Annotated in this window: 30 protein-coding genes; 8 read left to right on the top strand and 22 right to left on the bottom strand. The window is 32.0% G+C overall.

The features are described from left to right. Positions 1-41 precede the first annotated feature (41 nt). From RCJ96_RS13805 to RCJ96_RS13795, 3 genes are all read right to left on the bottom strand, one after another. Positions 42-638, bottom strand: coding sequence for a DUF1349 domain-containing protein (locus RCJ96_RS13805; protein ID WP_416503811.1), 597 nt, complete (start codon positions 636-638; stop codon positions 42-44). A gap of 33 nt (positions 639-671) precedes the next feature. Further along, a complete protein-coding gene (locus RCJ96_RS13800) occupies positions 672-1,556 on the bottom strand; it encodes a GNAT family N-acetyltransferase (RefSeq protein WP_270795075.1) in 885 nt (294 codons plus the stop codon). Between the two features lie 257 nt (positions 1,557-1,813). Then, on the bottom strand, positions 1,814-2,503 hold the full coding sequence (locus RCJ96_RS13795) for an MOSC domain-containing protein (RefSeq protein ID WP_074610300.1): 690 nt from the start codon (positions 2,501-2,503) through the stop codon (positions 1,814-1,816). A 156-nt stretch (positions 2,504-2,659) separates the two neighbouring features. Between RCJ96_RS13795 and RCJ96_RS13790 the strand changes: the two genes are divergently transcribed. Further along, positions 2,660-3,562: a LysR family transcriptional regulator gene (locus tag RCJ96_RS13790; RefSeq protein WP_074610299.1), complete on the top strand. Its 903-nt coding sequence runs from the start codon at positions 2,660-2,662 to the stop codon at positions 3,560-3,562. A gap of 92 nt (positions 3,563-3,654) precedes the next feature. Here RCJ96_RS13790 and RCJ96_RS13785 read toward each other — a convergent pair whose 3' ends face one another. The 3 genes from RCJ96_RS13785 to RCJ96_RS13775 form a co-directional block, all read right to left on the bottom strand. After that, a complete protein-coding gene (locus RCJ96_RS13785) occupies positions 3,655-3,918 on the bottom strand; it encodes a hypothetical protein (protein ID WP_000932119.1) in 264 nt (87 codons plus the stop codon). A gap of 53 nt (positions 3,919-3,971) precedes the next feature. After that, positions 3,972-5,096 (bottom strand): C45 family autoproteolytic acyltransferase/hydolase, encoded by a 1,125-nt coding sequence (locus RCJ96_RS13780; RefSeq protein WP_416503810.1) that lies wholly within the window; start codon positions 5,094-5,096, stop codon positions 3,972-3,974. A gap of 165 nt (positions 5,097-5,261) precedes the next feature. Beyond that, complete coding sequence (locus tag RCJ96_RS13775) at positions 5,262-6,305, bottom strand: aspartate-semialdehyde dehydrogenase (RefSeq protein WP_074610296.1); 1,044 nt, start codon at positions 6,303-6,305, stop codon at positions 5,262-5,264. 129 nt (positions 6,306-6,434) lie between these two features. Between RCJ96_RS13775 and RCJ96_RS13770 the strand changes: the two genes are divergently transcribed. Then, complete coding sequence (locus RCJ96_RS13770; protein WP_074610295.1) at positions 6,435-7,307, top strand: LysR family transcriptional regulator; 873 nt, start codon at positions 6,435-6,437, stop codon at positions 7,305-7,307. Between the two features lie 69 nt (positions 7,308-7,376). On the opposite strand, the gene RCJ96_RS13765 is transcribed toward RCJ96_RS13770, so the two are convergent. The 3 genes from RCJ96_RS13765 to RCJ96_RS13755 all read right to left on the bottom strand — a co-directional run bounded on the left by RCJ96_RS13765 (position 7,377) and on the right by RCJ96_RS13755 (position 9,852). Continuing rightward, positions 7,377-8,573: an MFS transporter gene (locus RCJ96_RS13765; protein WP_074610293.1), complete on the bottom strand. Its 1,197-nt coding sequence runs from the start codon at positions 8,571-8,573 to the stop codon at positions 7,377-7,379. Between the two features lie 140 nt (positions 8,574-8,713). Next, the gene (locus RCJ96_RS13760) at positions 8,714-9,130 is read right to left on the bottom strand and encodes a MarR family winged helix-turn-helix transcriptional regulator (RefSeq protein WP_001065033.1); all 417 of its coding nucleotides are present in this window, start codon (positions 9,128-9,130) and stop codon (positions 8,714-8,716) included. 116 nt (positions 9,131-9,246) lie between these two features. After that, positions 9,247-9,852 carry a PRK06770 family protein gene (locus RCJ96_RS13755; protein ID WP_446699801.1) on the bottom strand — a complete coding sequence of 202 codons (606 nt, stop codon included), beginning with the start codon at positions 9,850-9,852 and terminating at the stop codon, positions 9,247-9,249. Positions 9,853-10,063: 211 nt separating this feature from the next. On the opposite strand from RCJ96_RS13755, the gene RCJ96_RS13750 reads away from it, so the two are divergent. Then, a complete protein-coding gene (locus RCJ96_RS13750) occupies positions 10,064-10,846 on the top strand; it encodes an arginase family protein (RefSeq protein ID WP_074610290.1) in 783 nt (260 codons plus the stop codon). 34 nt (positions 10,847-10,880) lie between these two features. On the opposite strand, the gene RCJ96_RS13745 is transcribed toward RCJ96_RS13750, so the two are convergent. Beyond that, positions 10,881-11,540 carry an AAA family ATPase gene (locus RCJ96_RS13745; RefSeq protein ID WP_139302902.1) on the bottom strand — a complete coding sequence of 220 codons (660 nt, stop codon included), beginning with the start codon at positions 11,538-11,540 and terminating at the stop codon, positions 10,881-10,883. Next, positions 11,540-12,436, bottom strand: coding sequence for a CPBP family intramembrane glutamic endopeptidase (locus RCJ96_RS13740; RefSeq protein ID WP_074610289.1), 897 nt, complete (start codon positions 12,434-12,436; stop codon positions 11,540-11,542). The genes RCJ96_RS13745 and RCJ96_RS13740 overlap by 1 nt, the downstream gene beginning before the upstream one ends. 391 nt (positions 12,437-12,827) lie before the next feature. Between RCJ96_RS13740 and cspD the strand changes: the two genes are divergently transcribed. After that, complete coding sequence (cspD, locus tag RCJ96_RS13735) at positions 12,828-13,031, top strand: cold-shock protein CspD (protein ID WP_000176368.1); 204 nt, start codon at positions 12,828-12,830, stop codon at positions 13,029-13,031. 86 nt (positions 13,032-13,117) lie between these two features. Further along, on the top strand, positions 13,118-13,303 hold the full coding sequence (locus tag RCJ96_RS13730; RefSeq protein ID WP_000286198.1) for a cold-shock protein: 186 nt from the start codon (positions 13,118-13,120) through the stop codon (positions 13,301-13,303). 38 nt (positions 13,304-13,341) lie between these two features. Here the strand turns inward: RCJ96_RS13730 and RCJ96_RS13725 are convergent, their stop codons facing one another. After that, positions 13,342-13,893 (bottom strand): GNAT family N-acetyltransferase, encoded by a 552-nt coding sequence (locus tag RCJ96_RS13725; protein WP_000885380.1) that lies wholly within the window; start codon positions 13,891-13,893, stop codon positions 13,342-13,344. Positions 13,894-14,189: 296 nt separating this feature from the next. Here RCJ96_RS13725 and RCJ96_RS13720 point away from each other — a divergent pair, with 296 nt between their 5' ends. After that, on the top strand, positions 14,190-14,738 hold the full coding sequence (locus RCJ96_RS13720) for a hypothetical protein (protein ID WP_074610287.1): 549 nt from the start codon (positions 14,190-14,192) through the stop codon (positions 14,736-14,738). 56 nt (positions 14,739-14,794) lie between these two features. On the opposite strand, the gene RCJ96_RS13715 is transcribed toward RCJ96_RS13720, so the two are convergent. The 5 genes from RCJ96_RS13715 to RCJ96_RS13695 all read right to left on the bottom strand — a co-directional run bounded on the left by RCJ96_RS13715 (position 14,795) and on the right by RCJ96_RS13695 (position 18,166). Beyond that, entirely contained in the window at positions 14,795-16,195 is a 1,401-nt protein-coding gene (locus RCJ96_RS13715; RefSeq protein WP_074610286.1) for a protoporphyrinogen oxidase, read from the bottom strand. Positions 16,196-16,255: 60 nt separating this feature from the next. Next, positions 16,256-16,984 carry an alpha/beta fold hydrolase gene (locus tag RCJ96_RS13710; RefSeq protein WP_270795085.1) on the bottom strand — a complete coding sequence of 243 codons (729 nt, stop codon included), beginning with the start codon at positions 16,982-16,984 and terminating at the stop codon, positions 16,256-16,258. A gap of 114 nt (positions 16,985-17,098) precedes the next feature. After that, the gene (locus tag RCJ96_RS13705; RefSeq protein WP_000424361.1) at positions 17,099-17,248 is read right to left on the bottom strand and encodes an aspartyl-phosphate phosphatase Spo0E family protein; all 150 of its coding nucleotides are present in this window, start codon (positions 17,246-17,248) and stop codon (positions 17,099-17,101) included. A gap of 168 nt (positions 17,249-17,416) precedes the next feature. Further along, complete coding sequence (locus RCJ96_RS13700) at positions 17,417-17,572, bottom strand: hypothetical protein (RefSeq protein WP_270795179.1); 156 nt, start codon at positions 17,570-17,572, stop codon at positions 17,417-17,419. 33 nt (positions 17,573-17,605) lie between these two features. Beyond that, a complete protein-coding gene (locus tag RCJ96_RS13695; RefSeq protein ID WP_000581022.1) occupies positions 17,606-18,166 on the bottom strand; it encodes a helix-turn-helix domain-containing protein in 561 nt (186 codons plus the stop codon). A 170-nt stretch (positions 18,167-18,336) separates the two neighbouring features. On the opposite strand from RCJ96_RS13695, the gene RCJ96_RS13690 reads away from it, so the two are divergent. Further along, positions 18,337-19,224 carry a DMT family transporter gene (locus RCJ96_RS13690; protein ID WP_270795086.1) on the top strand — a complete coding sequence of 296 codons (888 nt, stop codon included), beginning with the start codon at positions 18,337-18,339 and terminating at the stop codon, positions 19,222-19,224. Positions 19,225-19,245: 21 nt separating this feature from the next. On the opposite strand, the gene RCJ96_RS13685 is transcribed toward RCJ96_RS13690, so the two are convergent. The 4 genes from RCJ96_RS13685 to catA all read right to left on the bottom strand — a co-directional run bounded on the left by RCJ96_RS13685 (position 19,246) and on the right by catA (position 22,267). Further along, positions 19,246-19,758 (bottom strand): GNAT family N-acetyltransferase, encoded by a 513-nt coding sequence (locus RCJ96_RS13685; RefSeq protein WP_270795087.1) that lies wholly within the window; start codon positions 19,756-19,758, stop codon positions 19,246-19,248. Between the two features lie 145 nt (positions 19,759-19,903). Beyond that, positions 19,904-20,830, bottom strand: coding sequence for a GNAT family N-acetyltransferase (locus tag RCJ96_RS13680; protein WP_074610278.1), 927 nt, complete (start codon positions 20,828-20,830; stop codon positions 19,904-19,906). A gap of 55 nt (positions 20,831-20,885) precedes the next feature. Next, positions 20,886-21,410 carry a GNAT family N-acetyltransferase gene (locus tag RCJ96_RS13675; RefSeq protein ID WP_270795088.1) on the bottom strand — a complete coding sequence of 175 codons (525 nt, stop codon included), beginning with the start codon at positions 21,408-21,410 and terminating at the stop codon, positions 20,886-20,888. A gap of 206 nt (positions 21,411-21,616) precedes the next feature. Next, positions 21,617-22,267, bottom strand: a complete 651-nt coding sequence (gene catA, locus RCJ96_RS13670; protein ID WP_270795089.1) for a type A chloramphenicol O-acetyltransferase — start codon at positions 22,265-22,267, stop codon at positions 21,617-21,619. A gap of 200 nt (positions 22,268-22,467) precedes the next feature. Between catA and RCJ96_RS13665 the strand changes: the two genes are divergently transcribed. Beyond that, positions 22,468-22,650 carry a DUF4021 family protein gene (locus tag RCJ96_RS13665; RefSeq protein ID WP_270795090.1) on the top strand — a complete coding sequence of 61 codons (183 nt, stop codon included), beginning with the start codon at positions 22,468-22,470 and terminating at the stop codon, positions 22,648-22,650. 47 nt (positions 22,651-22,697) lie between these two features. Here the strand turns inward: RCJ96_RS13665 and RCJ96_RS13660 are convergent, their stop codons facing one another. Next, positions 22,698-24,929 carry an MMPL family transporter gene (locus RCJ96_RS13660; protein ID WP_270795092.1) on the bottom strand — a complete coding sequence of 744 codons (2,232 nt, stop codon included), beginning with the start codon at positions 24,927-24,929 and terminating at the stop codon, positions 22,698-22,700. Between the last annotated feature and the right edge of the window lie 100 nt (positions 24,930-25,029).

Below are 25,029 nucleotides of genomic sequence, written 5' to 3'. Positions count from 1 at the left end.
ATAAAAACCGCATTCCTAATGAAAAGAATACGGTTTTTCATCTATATTTTTTCAGTTGTAAACTCTAAAAACTCAGTCTCAAATCCATTATTTTTAGACGGACTACACGTGTAAAAACCTATTTTAATAGGCTTATTTCCTATATCCTCCATCAAATGAGCGATTCTTATTTGTTCCCATTGGTGGATCTTCTTCACATATATTGTATAATCACCACGTTTACGAACAATTCGAAAACGAAGTTGCTCGTTAGCTAATTCTGTCGGAAAGTCTTGCGTGGACCAATCGGAATATCCATTATTCGTTACGACTGCTCCTAAATGAGATGGACCATCTGGAATATATTCTAATGAAGTTTTCAGCCAACACTTTTCCGAAACCATAACAAAAAGACCAGCTTGATCGAATTTTGAATTTGGATTCATACGCAATTGAACTTCAGCTTGAAAGTCTGTCGTCGTCTCTGTATAAAACACATGACCATTCATTACTTCGAATCCATAATGTGTTTTAAGCCAAAAATCTGTTTCGGCTTTCGAGCGGACAATAAGCGCATGATTGTTATTAAGCTTATAATACTCAGGTACATTCATTATAGTAAGTTGCTCAATATGTTCTGGTATATGTGATATTTTCATAGTTCCTCCCTAATAAAGCATCTATATACACATTTAAAATTCTACTAATACTGGGAATTTATAACCTTTCAAATCCAACTCTCTATTACTTCGAACCATTAAATACTTACTTGACTGTAATTCTGTAAACTGTACATCCTCAACCCCTAATTGATCTGGAGAGAAGTAAAATTCGATTTCTGTAAATCTTTCAGCAATTTCCCCGCATATTTCATCTAAAACTGGAATTACTGGTGCAAACACTCCATATAATTTCAACTTTTCATTATCTACTTCATACACAATTAGAGCATCTAGCTTCTCTGAATAATACAATTTTCCATTCCATTCCGAATCATACATATTCAAATAAAACGAAGGATGGAAGTTTAATGTTGAAAAATTATTTGAAAGTCTTTGGCTACTATCTATAGTTTCATGTATTAATTTTCTATCCTCTTCCATATAATAATCTAGCTCTCTAAGTAAGGAATCATTATTATTCTTTTTATCATATGGAATAGTCATCAAATACTCCTGCACAACTTTAAAACCATATGATGTATATAGTTCAGGTTTTTCCGTAAACAATAATGTGCATTCACATTTCTTATCGATTTCTTCTATCATTTTACTCATTAATTGTGTCATGAGTCCTTGTCTTCGAAAATTAGGGTGTGTCATTACCGATTGAATGCCTGCTGCATTTATTCTTTCACCATTCACTAGCAATGGTAACGAGAATACCGCAACGTTTGCAATCGCTTTATCTTCTTGTAAAAATGATAAAGCTTTATATGTATCATCCCAATAACCTCTCTCTGAAAAATCATGCAATGTTTGACTTGGAATCCCAAACACTTCTTCAAATAAAGGAAATAACTGCTCTCTTTTCGGTTCTTCTAAAAGAAGTTTTTCAAAACTTTCAACATTCCCCATGTTGTCCCTCCATATGTTAATTCCATCAAATTAGATATAGTTGTAGAACCTGCTCTTAAAGTAATAGGTCTTACCAATCAATATACTATCATAAAATATAAAAAAAAAGTCTAATTAATTTTATGTTTCGACTATTCTAAAATAAGTCGAATAAAACAATATTAGGATTTTTGAATATTAATGAGTTTATTATATAAAAATAGCGCTTTCTAATTAGCTTTTACTAATAGAAATACACTATTTATAATAAAAGATTTTTATTCTTTTATCCCTTCAAGTCTTTCCTTCGTATTAATTTCTTCTCCACTTATACGCTTTTCAAAAGACTTTCTCCAACTACTTGAAAGTGCATTTACTTCTAATATCCTTTTTACCCCTTCAATATTTTGCTTTTCCTTGTGCATGATACGGTTAGCAAACGCTACTGAAACACCTTTTGGATCAGACTGTAGTCTTTTTAAAGTATCGACTGATGATACCCACCCTTCTTTTAATACACGAAAATAAAATCCTGTATATCCTGTTTCTTGAAAATATAGTGGTAACTTTGGAATATTATATTTTTTTGCTAATTTAAAACAAGGTTGCCTTGGTTGTGTTACCTGTACGATTGCCTGTCCGAGCTTAAACTTATCACCAATACAAACATCCTCTTCGCGCATACCACTAACTGTTATATTTTCTCCGAAAGCCCCATATACAAGATCTTGATTCAACTCTTTTTCCCAATATGGATAGTGATCACCAGTATAAACACAAACTGCTTTATCTACTCCTCCATGATGAACTAAGTCAGCTTGTCCATCCCCATTAAATTTTACAAAAGATAAATATACCGGTTCCTTTACTTGTTTCTTATTTATGCCTGTATGAATTACTTTTCCGCCGTATGTAACCTCTTTTGGTAATCCTATATTTAAAGATAATAATTGATATTCATTAGCCATTCTATTTCCTCCTTTAAAGGTGTTACATGTATTTTCTCTCGGTTAATTTTTACAACCCTCTCTGTTATATAAAAATGATTATAAAACCTCTAAAATCATTGTTCAATTCAATTATTTATATAATAATGATAGGTATAACCTATTATTATACTTGAGGTGATTCCAATCGAATTACGACAACTTGAATACTTTTTAGCTGTTTCAAAAGAATTACATTTCACAAAAGCAGCTGAGAAATTAAATATTTCACAGCCTTCACTAAGTCAACAAATACGTGCATTAGAGCATGAAGTAGGAATGCCCCTTTTCGATCGAATTGGTAAAAAAATATCTTTAACCGAAGCTGGGAGGATTTTATTATTACATAGTAAAACAATTTTTCATGAAGTTGAACAAGCCCGTTCTGCTATTCAAGATTTAAACGGATTACAACAAGGTTCCTTAACAATTGGATCATTATTAACCGTCGTAAATTACTTACTACCACCAGCTATTTTAAATTTTAATAATTTATATCCCAATATAGAACTTTCTGTATTAGGACTTCGCACAGGAGATATTCGTGAAAAATTATTACAAAACGAACTAAATATTGGCATTACATTTCTACCGGTGCAAGATAAAGAAATTATTTCTATCCCTCTCTACAAAAGTGATCTTATAATAGTCGTACCAACTGGTCATCAATTAGCTGAACATAATCATGTATCTATTGCTGAATTACAGAACTACCCTTTAATTCTTTTACCTAAAAATTTCTTTTTAACCGAACTAATTACATCTCATTGTCAAAAATTCAACTTTAAACCAAAACCAATTTTAGAAATTAGTACAATGGAATCTTTAATCCAAATGGTTTCAAAAGGCATGGGAATTACAGTTTTACCAAAACCGTATATAGACTTTTTACAAAATACAAACATTCAAGCTATTAAAATAGAAAATCCTACTCCAACAATAGAAATAGGGCTTATTTATAGAAAAGATAAATATATGTGTGCTGCAACTCGAGAATTTATTAAACAATTGAAACTAACCGTACATTCTTTACAAAATTAAACGAACAAAAGAGATTATCCTATGAAGTCATTTCATAACGACCTAGTAGAATAATCTCTTTTCATAATGAAATAAAGTATTAACTATAAGTTTCAGTGTACCTTTTTGGAAATTGGAATATATTTTGTAAAATAAGCCCCAACTAACAATAATACGATTGAAAATAGCACTGTCAACATACCACCGAACTGAAACCAATATGCGAACAAATTAAAAATTGCAAGTGAAAAGAAACAAATTGAAGTTAATGCACTCTTCAATCCTTTTATTTCTGCTTTTTTTCTTTTTTGATACGCAATATACATGGAAACGGCTAAAAAAATGATAAAAACAATCATTAATAAAATGTTTAGCATCGGTAATCCCTCCAGTATAAATAACCTCCTTCGGTGCTACCATATTACCCCATTTACCCTTTTGGAATCAATTTATTATTCTCTTCTCTCCAAAAATCAGTATAAGTTTTATTTTCAAAGTTCACATTCACCTCAGAAAAAGGAAGACTCTCTCCAACCTCCAACGAGTACCAGTCATTTAAAAGTGGAGACCCGAAACAAATATTCATTGTGCATTCATGCAAATCAAACAATACGGAATGTAAAGTTCCAAACCATTCTTCATAATTATGCACCGTCAGCCCGGCAGGATATTCTTTTTGTACTAATCCTTTTAAAGACTCTATACTCACTTGTTCATTTCGATTTAAATGTTCATACAATGTGTGATATCGGTTTGTAGATTGTTCTAATCTTCTACTATTCAGTTTTTGAATAGGTAAACTAATTGCATGGTTTGTTGATACGATAAAATCTTGGCTTTTCTCAACAATTGTGATTATTGATTTATATCCATCAAATATTTCAATACATACTGCATCTAAAGGGTCGGCTACTATTAGATTCATATTACTAGCAATTGGTATTTCTTCTATTAGTGACTTAGCCTCCTGCACATTTTTGCATTTCTCCAATAACAGTCGAATTACTGCAAAACATTGTAAACCACTTACTACTGGCTTTCGTAGACCTTCAATATTTCCTACTGGTTGACCACATGCTGAAAATGTAACAGCTAATCCATGCTCGTTAACCCCTTCCGTTCGGCCAAAATATTGAGTAGAAAAGCCACTATGTGCATACGCACCTTCAACATGAGTTGAACAAAAACGCATATCATCTATTTTTGGTGACAAATCATAATTTCTTAATACATAAGTATGCTTTAAATCTGTCTTTTTAGGTAAAACAGCACAATGGCTACAACCTGCTTTTAATAGTGTTTGATAATAATACATCATATTTTCAGATGGAATTTTTAATACTTCACAAAATCCTTCAATCTCTTCATTAATTCCTGGACAATAATTATGTAATATGTTCCTAGATTCTGTCCAATGCTGATGCGATATTAACTTTTCTTTCTGTATAAATTGCGGAATAAGGTAAGGATGTTGTTTTACAAATTCCCCTTGTTGCTTACCGATTTCATAATGACTTCCTTTTAGCGATGAAAAATAACCCTTTACTTGATACATCTAATTCCCCCTTATTGAATTTATCCATATCGTACCAAATAAACTGTATTCATTCTTGATGTTTTTTACTGTCTCTCAAATTAAATACGGCTGGAATAAAGCGAACAGTTATAAAATAAAAACTAGGAAACTGTAATCTTTAACAGTTCCCTAGTTTCCTTCATACTAAATGATTCCCTCTTCCACCATCGTTTCTGCAATTTGCACCGAGTTCCACGCCGCACCTTTTAATAAATTATCGGAAACGATCCAAAGATGGAATCCGTTTGGTGTATCAGGATCTTTTCTAATTCTACCGACAAATGTATCTATTTTCCCTTCTGCGTATAATGGCATTGGATACAGCTGTTCACTAGGGTTATCCTGCAAAATAACACCTGGTGCATCAAACAATACTTCTTTAATTTCTGCAACAGTTGCTTCTTTTTCAAGCTCTATATAAACCGATTCTGAGTGACCTGATATGACCGGAACACGCACACAAGTAGCTGCCATTTTCAAGTTTGGGTCTTCTAAAATTTTCTTCGTTTCTTGTATCATCTTTACTTCTTCAAAGGTGAAATCATTATCCGTGAATATATCTACTTGAGGAAGTACATTAAATGCAATTGGATAATGTTTTTTATCTTTTTTCGCTGGTAATATAGTACTCTCCACTTCTTCACCTGCAAGTATTGACTTAGCCTGTTCTTTTAATTCTTGAATCGCATGAATACCAGAACCCGATACAGCCTGATAAGTGGAAACGATAATTCGTTCTAATCCGAATACTTTTCGTATTGGCTGAAGAGCTGTTACCATCTGTAATGCTGAACAATTCGGAACTGCTATTATCCCTTTATGTTCCTTTAAAGTGTGCGCATTCACTTCCGGAACAACGAGCGGTACATCATGTGCCATTCGGTATTCGCTTGTGTTGTCAATGACGATGGCACTGCTAGAGACAGCTTGATTTACAAATTGTCTAGAAACTTCTCCTCCAGCGCTAAAAAAGGCAATATCTACCCCTTCAAAACTATTTATTTTTGCTTCTTGTATAATGATCTCTCGCCCTTTAAATTGTACTGTCTTACCAGCTGATCTTTTTGACGAAAGTAACGTAACTTCAGCTATATTAAACTTTGTTTCTTTTTCTAACAGTTCAATAATTTTCTGACCTACTGCACCCGTAGCCCCAACAACAGCTACATGATAGCCCTTTTCACTCATCTTTTCTCCTCCAATGTTAAATGAATAAATATTTCTACAATTTCATTTTATAAGGAATTTAATCATTTGGAAAATTGAAATACGTGATATAATCATTCACAAATCATGATAATAAAAGAGGGATTGTTTATGGAAATGAGACACGTTAAAACATTTTGTGCGATTGTTAAGTATGGTGGTTTTTCTAAAGCTGCTCATGCATTAGGTTATGCGCAATCTACAGTTACAGCGCATATGAAAGCATTAGAGAACGATTTACATATTCCTCTTTTCGATCGGTTAGGAAAAAAAGTACTTCTTACAAAAGCAGGTCATCAATTTCATCCTTATGCTTTAGAATTACTTGCAATTTATGAAAAAGCGCAAGAAATCCCTCAAAATACCGATCAATTAGAAGGTACATTGAGTATTACATCAAACGAATCATTAGCAGTGTACCGTTTACCACAATTATTACGCGCTTATAAACAGAAAAATCCGAAAGTAAATATCGTACTTGAAACAAACACAAACGAACAAGCATTACAAAAATTACGTGAAGGAGAAACAGACGTTGTCTTCATAATTGGAGAAAGTATAGAACATAATGATTTTATTACACGTACTTTTAGTAATGAAACATTTGGATGGATTTTACCTCCCCATTACTGTATACACTCTAACCCATTTTATTTATTAAAGGATACTCAGTTTATTTTTACCGAACAAAGCTGCGGTTATAGACCAATGGTAGATCGTTTTTTACGTCAAAGCGGGAATATTCCAGCTAAAACATTTGAAACGTCCAACGTTGAAGTTATTAAACAATCTGTTATGTGTGAGTTAGGAATTTCAATTCTTCCTTACATCGTTGTACAAGAAAGTTGTCAAAAAGAGCAACTCTGTTTTCAGCCTATTGAAACTCCAACAGTTATTCAAAGCCATGTAATCTATCATAAATCTAGATGGATTTCCCCTGTAGTACAGTCGTTTCTTTCACTATTAAAGGTTATGAAAGTATAAAATAATATGAAAGAAAACATGAGTTGAAATCCTTTAAAGAATATCAACCCACGTTTTCTTTACTACTACTTATATAGTCATCTTCTTTTTATTAGGTGATGTTTTTTCTTTAACTAGAACAAATATGATTGGAAGGACAAGTAAACTAGCAATTGCACAGATTGTTCCTAAAGAAGAAAACGGAAATCCATTACTTATGGCAAGTGACGCTATGCCAGAAGCAATAGTCATCCCAATATACATGGCAGAGCTATTTAATGCCATTACAGTCCCTCGCACAGCTGGTTTTAATTCTGAAATTAGTGCCGTTAATGATGCTTGGCCAAATCCAATAAATAAACTCCAAATAATATGTACAATAATTGCAATTACTAGATTTCCTGTGGAAAGCGAGAATAACATTACACTAATTGAAGATACAATACTCGCAATGACTATAACATTCTTCTTTCCTATTTTATCAGCTAACTTTCCACCTAAAATATTACCAGCTACACTACCAACTCCCGCCAAAAAGATTACAATACCTATTTCACCAACGGAAAGGCCAAAATTATCCCCATAATAAACACCTATGTATGAAAACATGCCGTGTAATCCAATTGTCCATAGAAAAGTTGCTAATAATGCAAATAAAACTGATATATTTACTACAGTCATTTTCAATGGTGCATCCACCGTTTCCGTTAAAGAAACATGCACATCATCTCTCTCTTTTTCATTTCTTAATATGTGATTAATTAGTAATGTCAGAAATAAAGTTAAAAGTCCTATACTATAAAATGTCCATTGCCAATTTCCTACTTCAGATAAAAATGCACCTATAGGTACTCCAATGACTGTCGAACCTACCATTGCTCCCATAATCGTTCCCATCGCTTTTCCTCTTGACTCATATGTAACTTTATCTCCCACTAATGCAAAGATACTTGGCATAATCATCGCACCAGATAAACCTGTTAGACCGCGAAATAATAAAAGAATTTCAAAACTCTTCGCTAATCCCGTACAAAATGTAGAAATAGAAAAAATAATAAACCCTATTATAATCATACGTTTCCTTCCAACTCTATCAGACATCATTCCAAATACGGGTGCAGTTATTCCATAACAAAGTGCATAAATAGTAATTAATAACCCTCCACTTCCATCAGGAATACTAATTGTTTCTGTAATTACTGGTAATAAAGGTGCGACTAATAATGAATCTAATCCAACAAAAAAAGCTACAATTGCCAAAATGCGTATCATTGACTTTAACTCCATATATAACTCCCCTTTATTTCATATATAAAATAACTCTTTATTATGACCTCTTCTTCAATTTTTACTACTCTACATTTTATTTCATATATGAAGTATTTATATAAATAAAAATGTAACAGAGTGTTACATTTTTACTATATTTAATTCAAGTGCTTCTTCCACTTTAATAATAAATCCTCTAAAATCCCTTCTTCTTCTTTCGTAAAACAACCACAATTCTCTTTTAAAAAATCACTATATTGCACATCGACTTGCTTTTTCGTCTCTTCACCTTTTTTAGTTAAATAAACGAGCGTTTCACGTTGGTCATTCGGGTTCTTCTCTGTCATTACGTAACCATCACGCTTCATCCGTTGAATCATTGTTGTCATATTACTTGGAACGCATCCCATGTTTTCAATTAACTTTGACATAGATACTTTCCCAGATTTTGCGAGTACTTGAATCACTCCAAATTGTACGTAACTTATATCATACTGTTCAATTGCTTTATCTAGATTTTTTTGTAGTAAATGATAAACATCACGGATATTACCGTAAAGCTCTCTGTTATTCATATGTATATTTAAGCCCCTCTAATTTATTTCATATATGAATCATATTCCCATTTATTTCTTGTGTCAATAAAAAACACCTTTGTAATAATGACAACAAAGGTGTTTCAACATATCTCTTATTTATTAGTCTGTCCCCCACCTGCAATTAATTTACTGCCTGAATATGTACTTTTTTGCATAAACAGTTGATTAATTAACTCTTTTTGTTCGGCTTCTGACATTACACCTTTTCCTTCGCCTAAATTTCCACTTTGTAATTTCCAAATCTTGTTGTGATCCGCGTCCATTTTTTCATATTTCCCTTGTTTCCATCTTTCTAAAATATCTGCATATGTTTTTCCTTGTACTAGATCATTGCTCTTTACAATATCAAGTAAACTTTCAATACGTTCTTGTGTAATAAAAATATAGCCCCACTTTTGATCAGCTTTCGTTTTTTGATGTGCCATTTCATGTAACGCTGTCTGTATTTTCTCATCTGTCCATTTAAAATTTTTATTAAAGCTGCTATTTGGTAATGAATGATTGCCATTTTCTAAAACCTTTGCATCTTCAGCTTTTACATTACTATCAGCCAGCACTTCTGCTGCCGGAGCAGCTGGTGATGCCTTTTTCGCAGCTGGTTTACTATTATTTAAATAATACAGCATACCATATGTTAAACCTACTCCGATTACCGCCATGCCAGCTATAATTCCAATTATTTTAAAGAATGTTTTCATCTTGCTTGTTTCCTCCCGCATATCTCATTTCATATTTTCTATTCCCTAAACCACATATGTATTTCCTTATATTATATTTCTTTCTTTTATAAATTGAAAGATTATTCTGTCAAAAAACACCGTCTTTTTCAAATGCAACTTCACCTCTAAGCATTTCATTTTAATTTTATAAAAATATGTGCTAGCCTATCTATAAAGGAGATGAATAAATATGAGTTTATTGCATAACGGTTTAACTTTTTTAAACTTTGATGATACGTATTTATTACAAAATAAACTACATTCTTATTCACATGAAGATATTGATTTTACTCATTTAGAACACGCAAATCTATATTGCGAAAACACTTCTTTAATGCATATAAAAAGAGCATTAAATCGTAGAAAGAATAAAGGAATTACTTTTATAGGTTCTGGAAATTATCATTATGTATCTCATTTATTATTAGAAGAAATAAACAAGCCTTTTACCCTTATACTATTTGATCATCATACTGATATGAACTTACAGGGAGCGAATGAACAGACTCTTATTTCCTGTGGATCTTGGGTATCATTTTCTCTTCGAAATAATGATAATTTAAAGAAGGTAATCATTATTGGGCCTTCTTCTCTTACAATTCATTCTAATGATTGTCCATACGTAGAAATTTTTCCAATTGATATATCACATGAAGTATCCATACATACAATACTTTCACATATTCATACAGAAACAATATATGTAAGCATTGATAAAGATGTTTTAGATCCAAAAGTTACTATTACCAATTGGGATCAAGGGCACATGAAATTATCTAGACTTTTACAATTTATTCATTCTCTAATTATGAATAAATCTATTTATGGTATTGATATTTCCGGTGAACTCCCAGTTTATCCTTCTCAACTTTTCTTACCTAAATATAAAAATGCTATTCATAAAAATGAACAAGCAAACTTACAAATTTTAAAAACAATTTATGAAACGAACTTACATATTCAATATGCATAAAAAGAACGAGTACCTTATAAGGTACTCGTTCTTTTTATGCGCGATTTTCTTTTAACCACTTCGTAATCGCATCTAATCTCGAAACATCAAAACGACTCTCTTCACACACATGTAAACTGTTTAAGTTATTTACAATTTCTAGTTCATTCGTTTTTACACTTTTTGCCTCAATTAATTTACAGTACCCGTCTGTAACGGTATTTAAATTTTCATAATAACGTTGAAACGCTTTTGATATATGTAAATGCTTTTCAAAGTTTCTTCTTCTTTTTGTCTCGTCAGATTCTTTCCGTTTTCTAAGTTCTTCATCATTCGTATATAAATAAAAATATTGATCAGGAAAACCAATTTCCCTATGTATCAGCTTTTCTTTATAAAAGTTTTCTATTAAAGATAATGGCTGATCAAATATTTCAAAATGGAAACACCAATTATAACTAAGCGGCTGATAAATGTCTCCATCAAGTATTATTAATTTATATTGCTCTGACTTCTGCATTGCTATTTTCCAGCGCTCTACTTGTTTTTCAAAATACCATGTTCTATGTTCATTTTTTGGTCTTTCAAATAATAAATTCACTTCAGGTATAATATAAGCACCATAATTCTTTTCTAACTCACGACACGTTGTGCTCTTACCAACCGCACTTGCTCCCTCGAACGCTATAATCCCCATAGTTTCTCCCTCTTTCATTAACTAAAATCTCTTTGTTTCGCTTTTCTCCCCCATAACTGTTTCCATAAAACAATTGAAGCGATGGAGAGCATTATTGTTGTAATGATACTGCCTTCAATACCAAATTTGCCTCCATGCAATATTTCTGGTCCATTTGTTATAGACTTAAAAATCGGAGTGGAATACACATTTGTACCACTAACGGCGAAACCATATACATTATATTGCGCCCAATTCCAAATTGAGTGCCATGCACATATTCCCCATAGACCATCTTCTTTTAATACGTATAAAGCTGCGTATACTCCAACTAATATTATATTCGATATAGATAATATTGTAATTCCCGGATTAAGGAGATGAAGAAATCCAAATAAAAAAGAAGTAACAATTATTCCAACCCATATACGACCTCTAATAGAAAGAACCGGAAATAACCAACCTCGCACAATAATTTCTTCAGTTGCCCCTTGTATTAAAAATGCAACTAAGGATCCTAATATACCTACTATTACTGTTGAGGTAATATGTTGTACTTGTAATTTTACACTTCCCATTAGTAACAGCAAAATAACTGGTATTGAAATAAATACAAACCCTATTAACGCACCTTTTAAATACTTTCTCATCCATTTCTCTTTCCAAAAACCAATGGATGAAAATGGCCTTTTTTCTACAAAACGAATCCATATAAATAAAATGAGTATAGCTCCTCCAAATGTTAACAACATTCTAATATTATCATAAATCCCTTTCATGAATGTTGTTTCAACTTTCGGTAAAAATAACATAAACAACATAAATAGTTCACCTAAAGTCAAAAATATAATGGCTAATATTACGGCAAAGATTGGATGGACTTTTTTTCTCCCTGTTTTTGCTGCTTCAATTATTTTAAATGAATTATTTTTCACTCTCTTTCCTCCTTTTCCTTTATTAATATTTAATTCCCACCAGTTAACAACCATATTTTACCACAAGTGACCTATTAATAATATTTCACTCCATTTTTTACATGATTTTGCATAAACCAAAATTAGGAATAATATATAAATAAAAGAGATGTTTTTGTGTCTTTTACCATCCTATTTCAGACTGGTATTACCAGCACTTGCTATTTCCCACCATTTGTTGTAAGATAGTAATTAAGGTCAATTTAACAGTATATTTTCTTTGCATATTATCAAGTATCAATCAGGAACATTTTATATTCCTTATGGGTTTTTGATAATATGTGAAATTTTATTTTTCATTCAAATAAGGCCGAACATATTGTAATCTTTTTAATTTTTAGGAGGCATTACCATGACATTAACAGGTAAAGTAAAATGGTTTAACAGCGAAAAAGGTTTCGGTTTCATCGAAGTTGAAGGTGGCAACGACGTATTCGTTCACTTCTCAGCTATCACTGGCGACGGCTTCAAATCTCTTGACGAAGGTCAAGAAGTTAGCTTCGAAGTTGAAGACGGTAACCGTGGACCTCAAGCTAAAAACGTTGTAAAGCTATAATTCAAACAATAAAAAGGTTGTTACCAGCACGGTTAACAACCTTTTTAATATATAACTAAATTTTTTTACATAAAAGGAGTGGTTACATGTATCGCAATCGAAAGAACGATGTAGCAGAAGTACCACCAGAACAAACCCCTGTTTGGGAATGTGAAGCAGAGGATTGTTTAGGATGGATGAGAAAGAACTTTTCATTTGAAGAAGAGCCTAAATGCCCTTTATGTAAAAGTAGCATGAAAAGCGGAGAACGTTTATTACCTAAGTTAGGTTAATTTTTACTTAACCCCTCTTATTTAAGAGGGGTTTTTTATTATAAATTTAAATCTTCAACATCCGTTCGAACTATAGAATACAATAATGCATCATGTTGCTTATTTCCTTGATGAATATATCCACGTAATAATCCTTCTTTATGAAAACCTATTTTACATAACATTTTACAAGAAGTAACATTTTCAGGGTATGTAATAGCACCAATTCTAAATAAGCCTAAATCTTGAAATCCATAACGAATAATTTCCCTGGCTGCTTCTGACGCATAACCATTCCCCCAATAACGAGGATGTAAGTCATATCCAATTTCAGATCGTTTACTCCATAATTGTAAATTATTTAATCCAATTGTACCTATTAAAGTATTTGTTTCTTTTAATACAATCCCCCATCGTATTGCCTTTTTCTCAAAGTAATTTTTTGAAAAAGATTCAATCATACGTGAAGCTTGTCCAAACTCTGTAAAAGAATTCATACCGTAATAACACGTTACCTCATCCAATGAAAAGATTTCATATATTTTTTGACAATAAGATTGTTCTATTTCAACTAAACGCAAACGTTCTGTTTCTAATATAGGAAATGCCATAGGATCACTCCTTTCTTTCTACTTATTCATTATAGCAGAAAACATATTTATAATTAGGAAAGTCCTCAATGTCCCATTAATCAAATATTTCAAGAGTAGCCTACCCTCTTAATTCAATACGAACTAAGAGTAACCCTTCTTGCATTTACATGATGCGAAAAATAAAGAGATGATCATAGTACACTGATCATCTCTTTATTCCATACTCACTTTTCCCTTCTAAAACAACACCCTACCCCATACATTTATGGTAAAATATAGTTAAAATAAATTTTGTTATGGAGGTGATATTTTCTATGTATATATTCATCGGTTTATCCCTCTTACTCATATTACTCATATTTTTATTCGCAAAAAAGTTCACTCCAAACTCATTCATGATGACTAGTTTTAAAGGCAATAGCTTTAAAACATTTTTAATCAGCATTTTTATCGCCGCTACTCTTTCTCTTTCATATGGAATCTATCACGCAGCAACATATCAACCTAAACATCTAGATATCACATTACAAAATCAAAACTTTACTGTTTTCGGTAACGTTGGAGAGCTTGGATATTTCTCAGAAGAATTACTAAAAAAAGATACAGAAGTTAAGCTACATTTTGCCTCTTGGAAACCAATGCAATTAAATAATCCAGAAATAATAGTAAACTATCCTTCAGGTAAACAGGAAACATGGAAACCGAACATAACATTACTTCCTGCCAATAAATTAAAAGAGAAACATGGTATAAAAGAGCTTTACCAACTCTCATCATATTCATTTAAAGAATCCGGTAACATAACATTAATGATTACTGAGAATCATACAACGAATAAAAAGATCTCAATTCAAGTGAAATAAATAAAATGTCCCTCCAGCATAACGGAGGGACATTTTATTTATATATGTATGCTATATTAATTTGTCGGTTCATTTAATGTTGCAATGATTTCATTTGCAATGTTCTTTCCATTTCCAATACACGCACCAATACCGACACCGTAATATGAGGCACCTGCTAAGTATACATTAGGATATAGATCCGTCATTTTTTCTTGTAATGTTTGAACTGCTTGATTATGTTCTAAATGATATTTCGGCATTAAATCTTTCCATTTTGTCACTTCAACTACTTCTGGTTCACCTTTAATTCCGAGACTCTTTTCAATATCATATAAAGCGACTCGTACTAGTTCTTCTTCATTATAATTTTTAATCGTTTCATATACCGGATTAGTACTCTTATAAAACATTCTCACTAATAGCTTTTGGTTTCCAGATGTATGTTTCCACTTCCGGCTTGTCCATGTACAAGCATCACAATGTAAATCACTGTTTTCTGTTACGATAAATCCTGTGCCGTCCGCTGGTAATTGTTCATCTAGTATGTCAAATCCTAAGTAAATACTTATAAGTGATGAATTTTTAAATGTATGAAACTGCTCGTTTAACTCATTAGACTGTAATAAAGTTTCTGCGATATCATGCGGAGTTGCTAAAACAACATAATCAGCTTGGATTGATTCTTGATTTGCAAAGGAGACTTCATAGCGATTACCTTGTTTACTTACAGCTGTCGTTACAACACCCTTCTTAACAACCGTCTCAGTCAGCACTTCTTCTAAACGATCAATAATCGTAGATAATCCACCTTTAAATGATACGAACTTTTTATTTCCTGCTGATTGAAACTGCTTTTTATTCTCTTCAAAACCTTTAATAATACTTCCATATTTATTTTTATAATCCAGTAAATACGGTAGTGTAGACGCCATAGTAAGCTCATTCAATTTACCAGAATATACACCTGAAAGCACCGGAGCAATTTGTCTTTCTACTAACTCTTTCCCTAAAAAGCTTTCTAAAAATACAGCAAGAGAAGTATCCTTCGTAAACTCTTTATTTTTCGTTATGAAATCTTTTAAAGCAACAATTTTCCCTTTCGTTGATACTAGCGTACTGCTAAACAACGACTGGACACTCATCGGTATCCCAAATATAGTATCAGAAGGAATTGGATGTAAAGTATTATCAGAATATATGTAAGAAATACCCGTTTCGTTATACACCATTTCTTCTTCTAAATTTAAATCCTTTATAAGCGGCATGACATGTTCATTACGAGCAACGATAGAATCTGCTCCGGATTCCATAATAAAATCCTTTTCTTCTACACTATGGATTTTCCCACCTAAGTACTCTTCTTTTTCTACAAGGATTAAATTTAAATCTATATTATAATCCTTTTTTAATTTTTCTAAATAAAACATAGTAGAAAGTCCCGTTATACCTCCACCGATAACAACAACTGTTTTCATATGTATTGCGCTCCTAACCGATACAATTAATAATTCCTTTATTATTATACCCAAAAGTCCTTATATTCGACTAGCAACTTGCGCATTCTGTAAGAAATTAGACAATATATCCGAATAAATTTTCGGTTGATCATTATGTACTAAATGATCGGCAAACGGAATAACGGCAATATGAATATTTCCGTTTAATTGTTTGAACGTTGTAGCAGCTGTAACTTCATCTTCTGAATCTCCCCCAACAATACAGAGTGTAGGTATTTGAAGATTCGCTACATCACCAGTTTCATCGAAAGGATACCAATCTTTAACTTGCCACGATTCAAGCAATGCTTTCCAATCACTTTTTTCATGAATTTGATTCATATACGTTATAACTTCTTCATTTTTCATCAATTGCTGATGACACTTCGCTTCATACTCCAGAGACTCTTCCCAATTATCCCTCTTAACTGGAAATATACCTGAAAAAGTTAATGTTCTCACTTTCTCTGGATACTTTTTTGCAAATAATAAAGCGACTAATCCTCCTAGTGAAACACCAGCTATATGACATCTATCAATTTGTAGATGCTCTAACGTATCATATAAATCCTTTGCAGAACGTAGGAAATAATTCTCCAATGTCCCCCCTGATTTTCCATGCCCTCTTAAATCAGGGCGAATGACTTGATAATTTTGTTCTCGAAAAAATGCTACCTGCTCTTCATATTCTACTAAACCTGTCATACCACCAGAATGTAAAAGTACGATTGGTTCCCCTTCTCCTGAAATGTACGTATGTAATATCATGTATCCGCCTCCTCTAAAACAGAATATTCCATCTATTATTAGTATATAGAATATACATCTGAATTTCCAAATAAAAAAGAACTATAACATTTTCACATCATGTCATAGTTCTTCCTATTTTAAAAACATAAAGTAATTAATCAGTTTGTCTATTTCTTGACTTAATGCCAATACTTTTTCATGTTGAATTCCGTAATCTGATACTAAATATAAAAGTTCTTCTTTCTTTATTTCAATTACTTTTTCCAATTTCACTAATTCCATGTCGTTTTACTTCTCTCTCCAATACTAAAATGTATGTATTTTAGTATAGCCTATTTACATAATTAGTAAAAGTAAAATACTCATGTAAAATCTTACATATTTTAAAATAATATACTAACAACAAATAAATTTATATTTTTGTACCTTAATACAGACCATTAGGCTTCATTACGTATTCATAACAAATCGGAATTTCTCTAAAGTTATATCTTTATATTTTGGAGCCCTCTTAATATAATCAAAGTAACTATATGAGAATTTAAAGACATGTCCAAAATCCCAATCAATTGACAAGCCACCTTTTAAAACACTTTTATTTTCCATCTTTCTATCCCCCGTAAAAAAATCACTTTATACTCATCCTAAAGATGGCGTCAATACAAATAAAATATGATTGGATTCGTCACTTTTATTCAAAAAACGATGTTTCACATTTGGCGGGATACGTACAACATCTCCTTCTTCTAAGAAGTACTCTTTGCCTTCTAACTCCACATAAACTTCTCCTTTCATAACAACAGCAATTTCTTCTTTATCTTCATGTGAATAGTGATTTTCCGTTGTATTTGCTTGTTTATTTAGGTCCATCATTAACATTTCAATACGCGCTTTCATAAAATCAGGTGTTAATACATCGTATACGATGTGATCGTTATTTTCTCGATATACTTTCTTTCTATCTTTCTTCTTAGAAATGAGTGAATCTGTATCAATCTCATTAATAAATAGTGTAAATAGCGGTACATTTAACGCTTTCGCTATTAATTCCAATACACTTAACGAGGGATTCGCATGTCCTCGTTCAATTTGACTAATTAATGAAGTACTAATTCCTGCATAATCCGCAAATTCGCGAATTGTCATCTTATTTTTCTTACGATAACTTAATACAGTTTGTCCAAGCCTATCATGTATCATAGTAAATCCTTCCTTCGTCCATCATAATATATATTTCATCGCTTTTGTGTTGACTTACTAAACAAAGGCAAATAATCCTTTTCTATCGTCTCCGAGACTTATATACTTACCTTTGTACATTTTATCGTATTTAGTTAATTATAATAGACAATCTATCGGAGGGACAAACTTTGAAATCACCTATTCTTTCATATTGCATCTTATTTTTCGGTGTATTCGCCTTATCAACTTCAGCGATTTTTGTAAAATTGGCAGATGCTCCTGCAACTATCATTGCTTTTTATCGATTATTTTTCGCTGCATTAATTCTGTTGCCATTATTACTTTTTAATCGAAACAATCGAAACGAACTAAAAACAATAACAAGAAGACAATGGGGATTCGGATTCATTTCTGGGCTATTTTTAGCTGCACATTATGTACTATGGTTTGAATCGTTACAATATACTTCTGTAGCAAGCTCTACTGTTATCGTAACGTTACAACCTTTATTCTCAATGATTGGTGGTTATTTTTTATTCAAGGAAAGGTTTACGAGAGGCGCGATTATCGGTTGTCTCATTGCTATTTCAGGAAGTATCATCATTGGCTGGCAAGATTTCCAAATTAGCGGGGAAGCCTTATACGGAGATATTTTAGCATTTATTGCGGCAGGAATTATTACCGCATACTTTTTCATTAGCCAATATGTTCGTAAAGATTTGTCACTTATACCGTATTCGATAATTAGTTATGGGAGTAGTGCCTGTTTTCTTGGTGTATTCTCTTACATGCAAAACGAATCTTTCATCCACTACTCTACACAAACTTGGCTGTGCTTTATTGGCTTAGCATTTATTGCTACGATTTTAGGGCAAACGATTTTTAATTGGTTATTAAAATGGATGAGTGCTACTGTAATCTCCATGAGCATTTTAGGAGAAACAATTGGGACTTGTATACTAGCGTACTTTATATTAAATGAGACTATTTCTTTACAACAAGGACTAGGCATTACAGTTATTTTTATTGGTCTTGCATTATTTTTATTACAACCAAATTCTAATAAAAAAGCATGACATTATACTGTCATGCTTTCACTATCCATTATGTACAATTAAACCATCAGGTCTAAAACGACTCATCATAATTTCATTAATAAACTTTCCGTGAGCTTTCAAATTTCCTACCTTTACTCCCTCTTCTATAAATCCGAATTTTTCATATAGAGTTTTCGCTTTAGGATTCGTTTCTAAAACACCAAGTTCCACTCGCTCTAACATTAACCAATTATCAGCCAAATCAAGTATTTTTGTAAGAAGAGCTTTTCCAATGCCTTTATTATGATATTCACTATCTACCCCGATAAACAAATCACCCGAATGAGATCTACGTCCTGGACTTTGGGTTAACCCAACAAATCCAACAACTTCCCCATCATACTCTGCAACAAATTCAAATTGATTTGACGCTAAATTTCGAATTCTATTTTCCATCGCATCTACACGCATGCTAGGTAAGAAAACCATATAAGGTAAAACGTCATCTTGTATGCATATACGGTGAATCGCTCTGGCATCTTGTATTTCTACTGCTCTTACTTTGATCGTCATATTTTCTTCCCTCCATATTCTTAACAATACATATTCATTCTAGCCTCCTGCATAAAACCCCTTCTCTCCTTTGTTTCTTTATGTTATTTTTATATAATTATTTCGGCATAATATTAGATTTACGAACAAACTTATCTACATTAGGTTAACTTTTTACTTTATTATATAATGCAAGCAGCTTTTCCATTGGAATACCATTTACTTTCATACCGGCTATATCACAATTTTCTATTTCAATATTCTTCAAGTTACTATTATGTATTACACTACCTTGTAAATCACAATTATCAAATAAAATAGGTTCCTTCTCATCTCCAAGACTTGTATCTTTAAATTGAACTCCACCTAAAGTCACCAAACTAAATTTACTGCCAGAAAGATTTAAATCTGCAAATAAAGATCTTTTAAAGTTTATATTTCTAAACTTAGATTGGCTTACATTACAATTACTCATATTCATATGCATTATATTACTACCAATAAATGCACTGTTTTTTAAATTCACTTGATAATACTCTGTATTTGCTAAATTACAGTTTTCATATTGGCTGTTTTTTATATTTTTATTTTTTATTAGGTTCTCTTCAGCTGACTCTACAGTGATTCTTTTTACATAACAATACTCATCATCAGATTTAAAAATTATTTCATAGCCCATTTTTTTATAAAAATGATGATTATTAAGTTGTCTACTAGATGTTTCAAGATCCCAAATCCTTATGCTTGGATATTCCTCTTCTATTAATTTAATAACATTCGATCCAATTCCTTTCCCTTGATAAACAGGCTCTACAAAAATACGATCAATTCGGCCATATGACTTACCTGAGATCGTAACTATAATTCCCCCGATTATTTTTCCATCCATTATCACTTTGTAACAATTCAATTCTTCGATTGAATATCTCATCATTTCTACTGAAGAATACCCTGGTGGTTGGATGTTATAGTCAATAACATCACCTTGACCACATAACCATCGTTCTGCTTCTTCATCAAATGTTCTTGTCATTATTTCTGTTAACTTTTCTGCATCTAAAATTGTAGCTTTTTCTATAGATATTATTGTCATTTTTGTTTTCCCCTTTATTATTACAAGATAATAACCTTTACGAACGAAATAATTATCAATTCACTTTTGTTTTTAATGTTTTTCCCATTATTATATATGGAATATCATTTTTACTTGGATGGAATGGCTCCAATATATTTACCCACTCTAATCTTTCATATAACGAACGCGCTTTTTCATTGTTTATTTGTGTTGTTAAAACACTCGTTCTATTTGAAATCCCTTTTAGTAATTCATTATGTAATTTCGTTCCAAGACCTTCATTTTGATATTGTGGATGAACTGCTAACTCTACAAATTCAAAACAATCTTGTAACCACTCTTCTACTTGTTCTAGATTTAACGCTTCTCTCATTAATTGATTATAGTACTGTCCTTCTAATGAGCGATAACCATAAGTAAAACCAACCACTTCATTTTCATCATTTATTGCTAATATACCTTTAAAATCTGCATATTCTACATGTCTTTTCATTCGCTCAATCATCTCATTGAAATTTGTTTTCTCAAATGCTTTACAATACACTTTTGCCATATTCTCAATTAGGATCTCTTCTTTTTCAATACTTACGAATTTCACTTTACTCCCCCCTATTAAATCATTTAAAATTTCATCTGATTGAAAATAAAAAAAATTAAAACAATATCTCTCTTTACTATTAAACTACAAATCAACCTATATTTTCCACTGTTGCTTAGTATTAATGAATAAAAAAGAGACCATGCAATATAAACATGATCTCTTCTATTATTTATTTTCACTTGTATATAATTAAAAATTAGTTTTTATTTCAGCCACTCGTTGCAACTATTACTTAACTCCTGTAAATCCTCTATAAATCGACTCGCATGATATCCATCACAAACCGAATGATGTACTTGCAATGAAACTGGTAGCATAATCTTATTTTCTTCATTAAAATATTTCCCACAAGTTATAATCGGTAATAGAAAATCACCATCATTATTAATGTTAAGATTAAATCCAGTAAAACTAGTCCAAGGTATGCTAGAAATCGGAAATACATTAGGCGGAATATTTTCTTTCGTGAAAAGACCATGAACATTAGCATAGCATCTCATATCGTCTTCATAATTTTTATAGAAAGTGCGGAAATCACTTGAATAATCCGTCCATATACTTGAAAAAGACTTATCCTCTTTATGAAAGATTGTATAACTCGGGATCATTTCCTCCCAATAGCCTAAAACTCCTTCATCGTTAAAACATGTTTGAAATTCTTTATGTTTATTTATTATTCTCGAAATTATATAAATAAAAGTCGGATAAAATTTAATTCCCTTTTGATGTACTTTCTTTATCAAAAGCGTAATATCAACATTTACTGTCATACTAAACGTACATTTTAATTCTAAATAGTATTCAAAATACTGCTCTCTATTCCAATTTTCTCTATCAATTACATGAAACTTCATTTTAATAGCCTCCTAAAATTTTCTTTTTATTTTAGGAGGCTAATTTCCTTGCTTTCACCATAATTGTTCACTCCTAACAGTTTACATTTCACCCTAATTGTTTATTTAATTATATTACATCTATAAGAATCAATTCACATATTTCTGGAAATCCATCCACATACTATAAATAAATCAAATAAAATTTGGAGGATTCACACATGAATAACAAAAATGTAAATAAAAAAGAAAATGTTACCGAAAACGCTACACCTATTCAAAATGATAATACTGCAAATCTTACTATCGAAGAACAAGCAATGAACGGCTTATATGGAATGCCAGAAACTGCTATTGAAGATGCTGATCACGCTGAAACCGAAGATTTGACTTCAAAAAATTAATAAACTACATAGAAGAAAGCCAAGGAAAATATCCTTGGCTTTCTTAACTATGCATCCACCTTTTGTACTTCTTCACTCTTTCTTGAAAGTTTCCCTGGCCAAAAAGCAAAGCGGCCTAACACGACTGTGATTGCCGGTACAAGTAATGGTCTTACAATAAACGTATCTAGTAATACGCCAATTGCTGTTACAATACCAAATTGAACGAGCACTTGAATTGGAAGTGTACCTAACACTGCAAAAGTTCCTGCTAAAATTAAACCTGCAGATGTAATGACACTACCTGTTTGTATAACACCATTTTTTACTGCATCCAAATGATTTTGTGTCTTTCTGTTTTTCCATATTTCTGAGACCATAAAGATATTATAATCTTCCCCTAAAGCAACTAAAAATACGAATGCGTATAACGGTATCGCACCTTGAATGGCCGGAGCTCCCATACCATAATGAAGTAATAGCCACCCTGCTCCTAGTGCCGAGAAGAACGATAATACAACAGTTACAATTAAATAAATCATCGCGACAATTGATCGTAAGTAAACAAGTAATAATAAAGCTATAATACTAATCATTACTGGAATAATAACCGCTTCATCACGTTCTGTAATTTGCTTTGTATCATATAATGAAGCCGTTTCTCCGCCAATCCATAGTCGATCTTCTGCATTACTAACCCCAGCATCTTTTAATACTTTTTCTACACGAGTTTTCAATTTAGGGATTTGATCTAACGCTTCAATTGAGTATGGATTTTCAGCTAAGGAAACCTCATACATTTGTATTTGCTTATTTTCTTTACCCTCTTTTGGGTCTTTAACTGTATTTACAAAAGAAAATTTCTCTAGTTCTTCTTTTATAGGAAGCTCTTTTCCTTTCGTGTCAACAACAACTTTTACTGGCGCTAATTCACCAGCTGAGAAATGATCACTAATTAACGTAAACCCTTCGCGTGAAGGCATATCTTTAGGAAACGATTCTAATAAGTCGTATGTGTATTGAATACGTGGTACAAATGATGCCAATCCACCTAATACAAATACAGTGAGCATAATGATTGTCCACGGTCTTCGTACTACAACATCTCCAAGTTTTTTACTAAAGGCGCCTTTTGATTTTTTAACTTTTACTACTTTCTTTTTCCTTCTTGCTAATTCTTCATTCATCGAAATTGTTCTCGGTACAAACGGGAAGAATGCAGTTCTACCGAAAATTAATAAAAATGCTGGTAAAATCGTTAAAGCAGCAATTCCCATTATAAATACAGCTACACTAAATGGCACTGCAAATCGATGAAAGGCACCATAATGAGCAAGTAATAATGTTCCTAATCCAAGTACAACTGTTAACGCACTCATTATAATTGCTCCGCCAGAAGCTTTAATTGCAAGTTGCAATGCCTTATATTTACTTTCTTCTTCTAGCAAGTATTCCCGATATCTCGAAATTAAAAATAGACAATAATCCGTTCCAGCACCAAACAATAGTACAGTCATAATTGATATCGCCTGTGCATCTACTTTAATCCATCCGTGATCAGCTAAAAACCCAAGCGTCGGACTAATAATACCGTATGCAAAGCCAACAACAAGTAAAGGTAAAATTGCTAAAATTGGTGAACGGTATAGCAAAATTAATAGGACTAATACAAGTAATACAGTAGCAACTAACAATTTCACATCTGCTTGACTAAATAAACTAACTGCATCTGTTTGAATGCCTACTGGTCCAGATAATCGAACATGTAATCCAGAATCACTTATTTTTTGTTTAAATGGATCTACATCCACCTTACTATTCACTATCTTTCTTAAATCATCAAGATTTCCTTTTAATATATCTGTTCCAGCTGACTTGTTAAAGAATACTGGTGTAACAAATGATGTACCATCTTTTGATGCACTTTTTGATAATACTTGTTCCGGGATTGTATCAAATGGTGGTAACGTTGATTGTTCCTTTAAAGGACTAGCTTTTAACTCTTTATAAACGTCTTGTATGAGTTTATAATCCTGCGACTGTAATCCACCATCTCTATACCATACTACTAATAAAGGATTCCCTGCATTATTCGGAAACTCTTTTTTCATAAGTGCTTCCGCTTGCTGCGACATAGCTGTTTCGGGTAAATTTTTCGGGTTCGGTTCTTTCGTACTATTTACTTGTGGTAACGTAAATGAAAGTAATAATGTAATAAGAATCCATACCGATAAAGTGATCCATTGCGTATTTTTCCCTGCTACAAGCCTCCCTAACATATGTAACGGGTGCTTTTTCATAAAAAACCCACCTTCCTTTTTTCCTCCACTATTAATTATATATACTGGTCGGTTAATTAATCAAGAATGAATAAAAATTATGTTATAATTATCTAAACAA

The sequence above is a fragment of the Bacillus sp. BSL6 genome (assembly GCF_052928345.1).
This window is presented reverse-complemented; position numbering and strand designations above follow the sequence as displayed.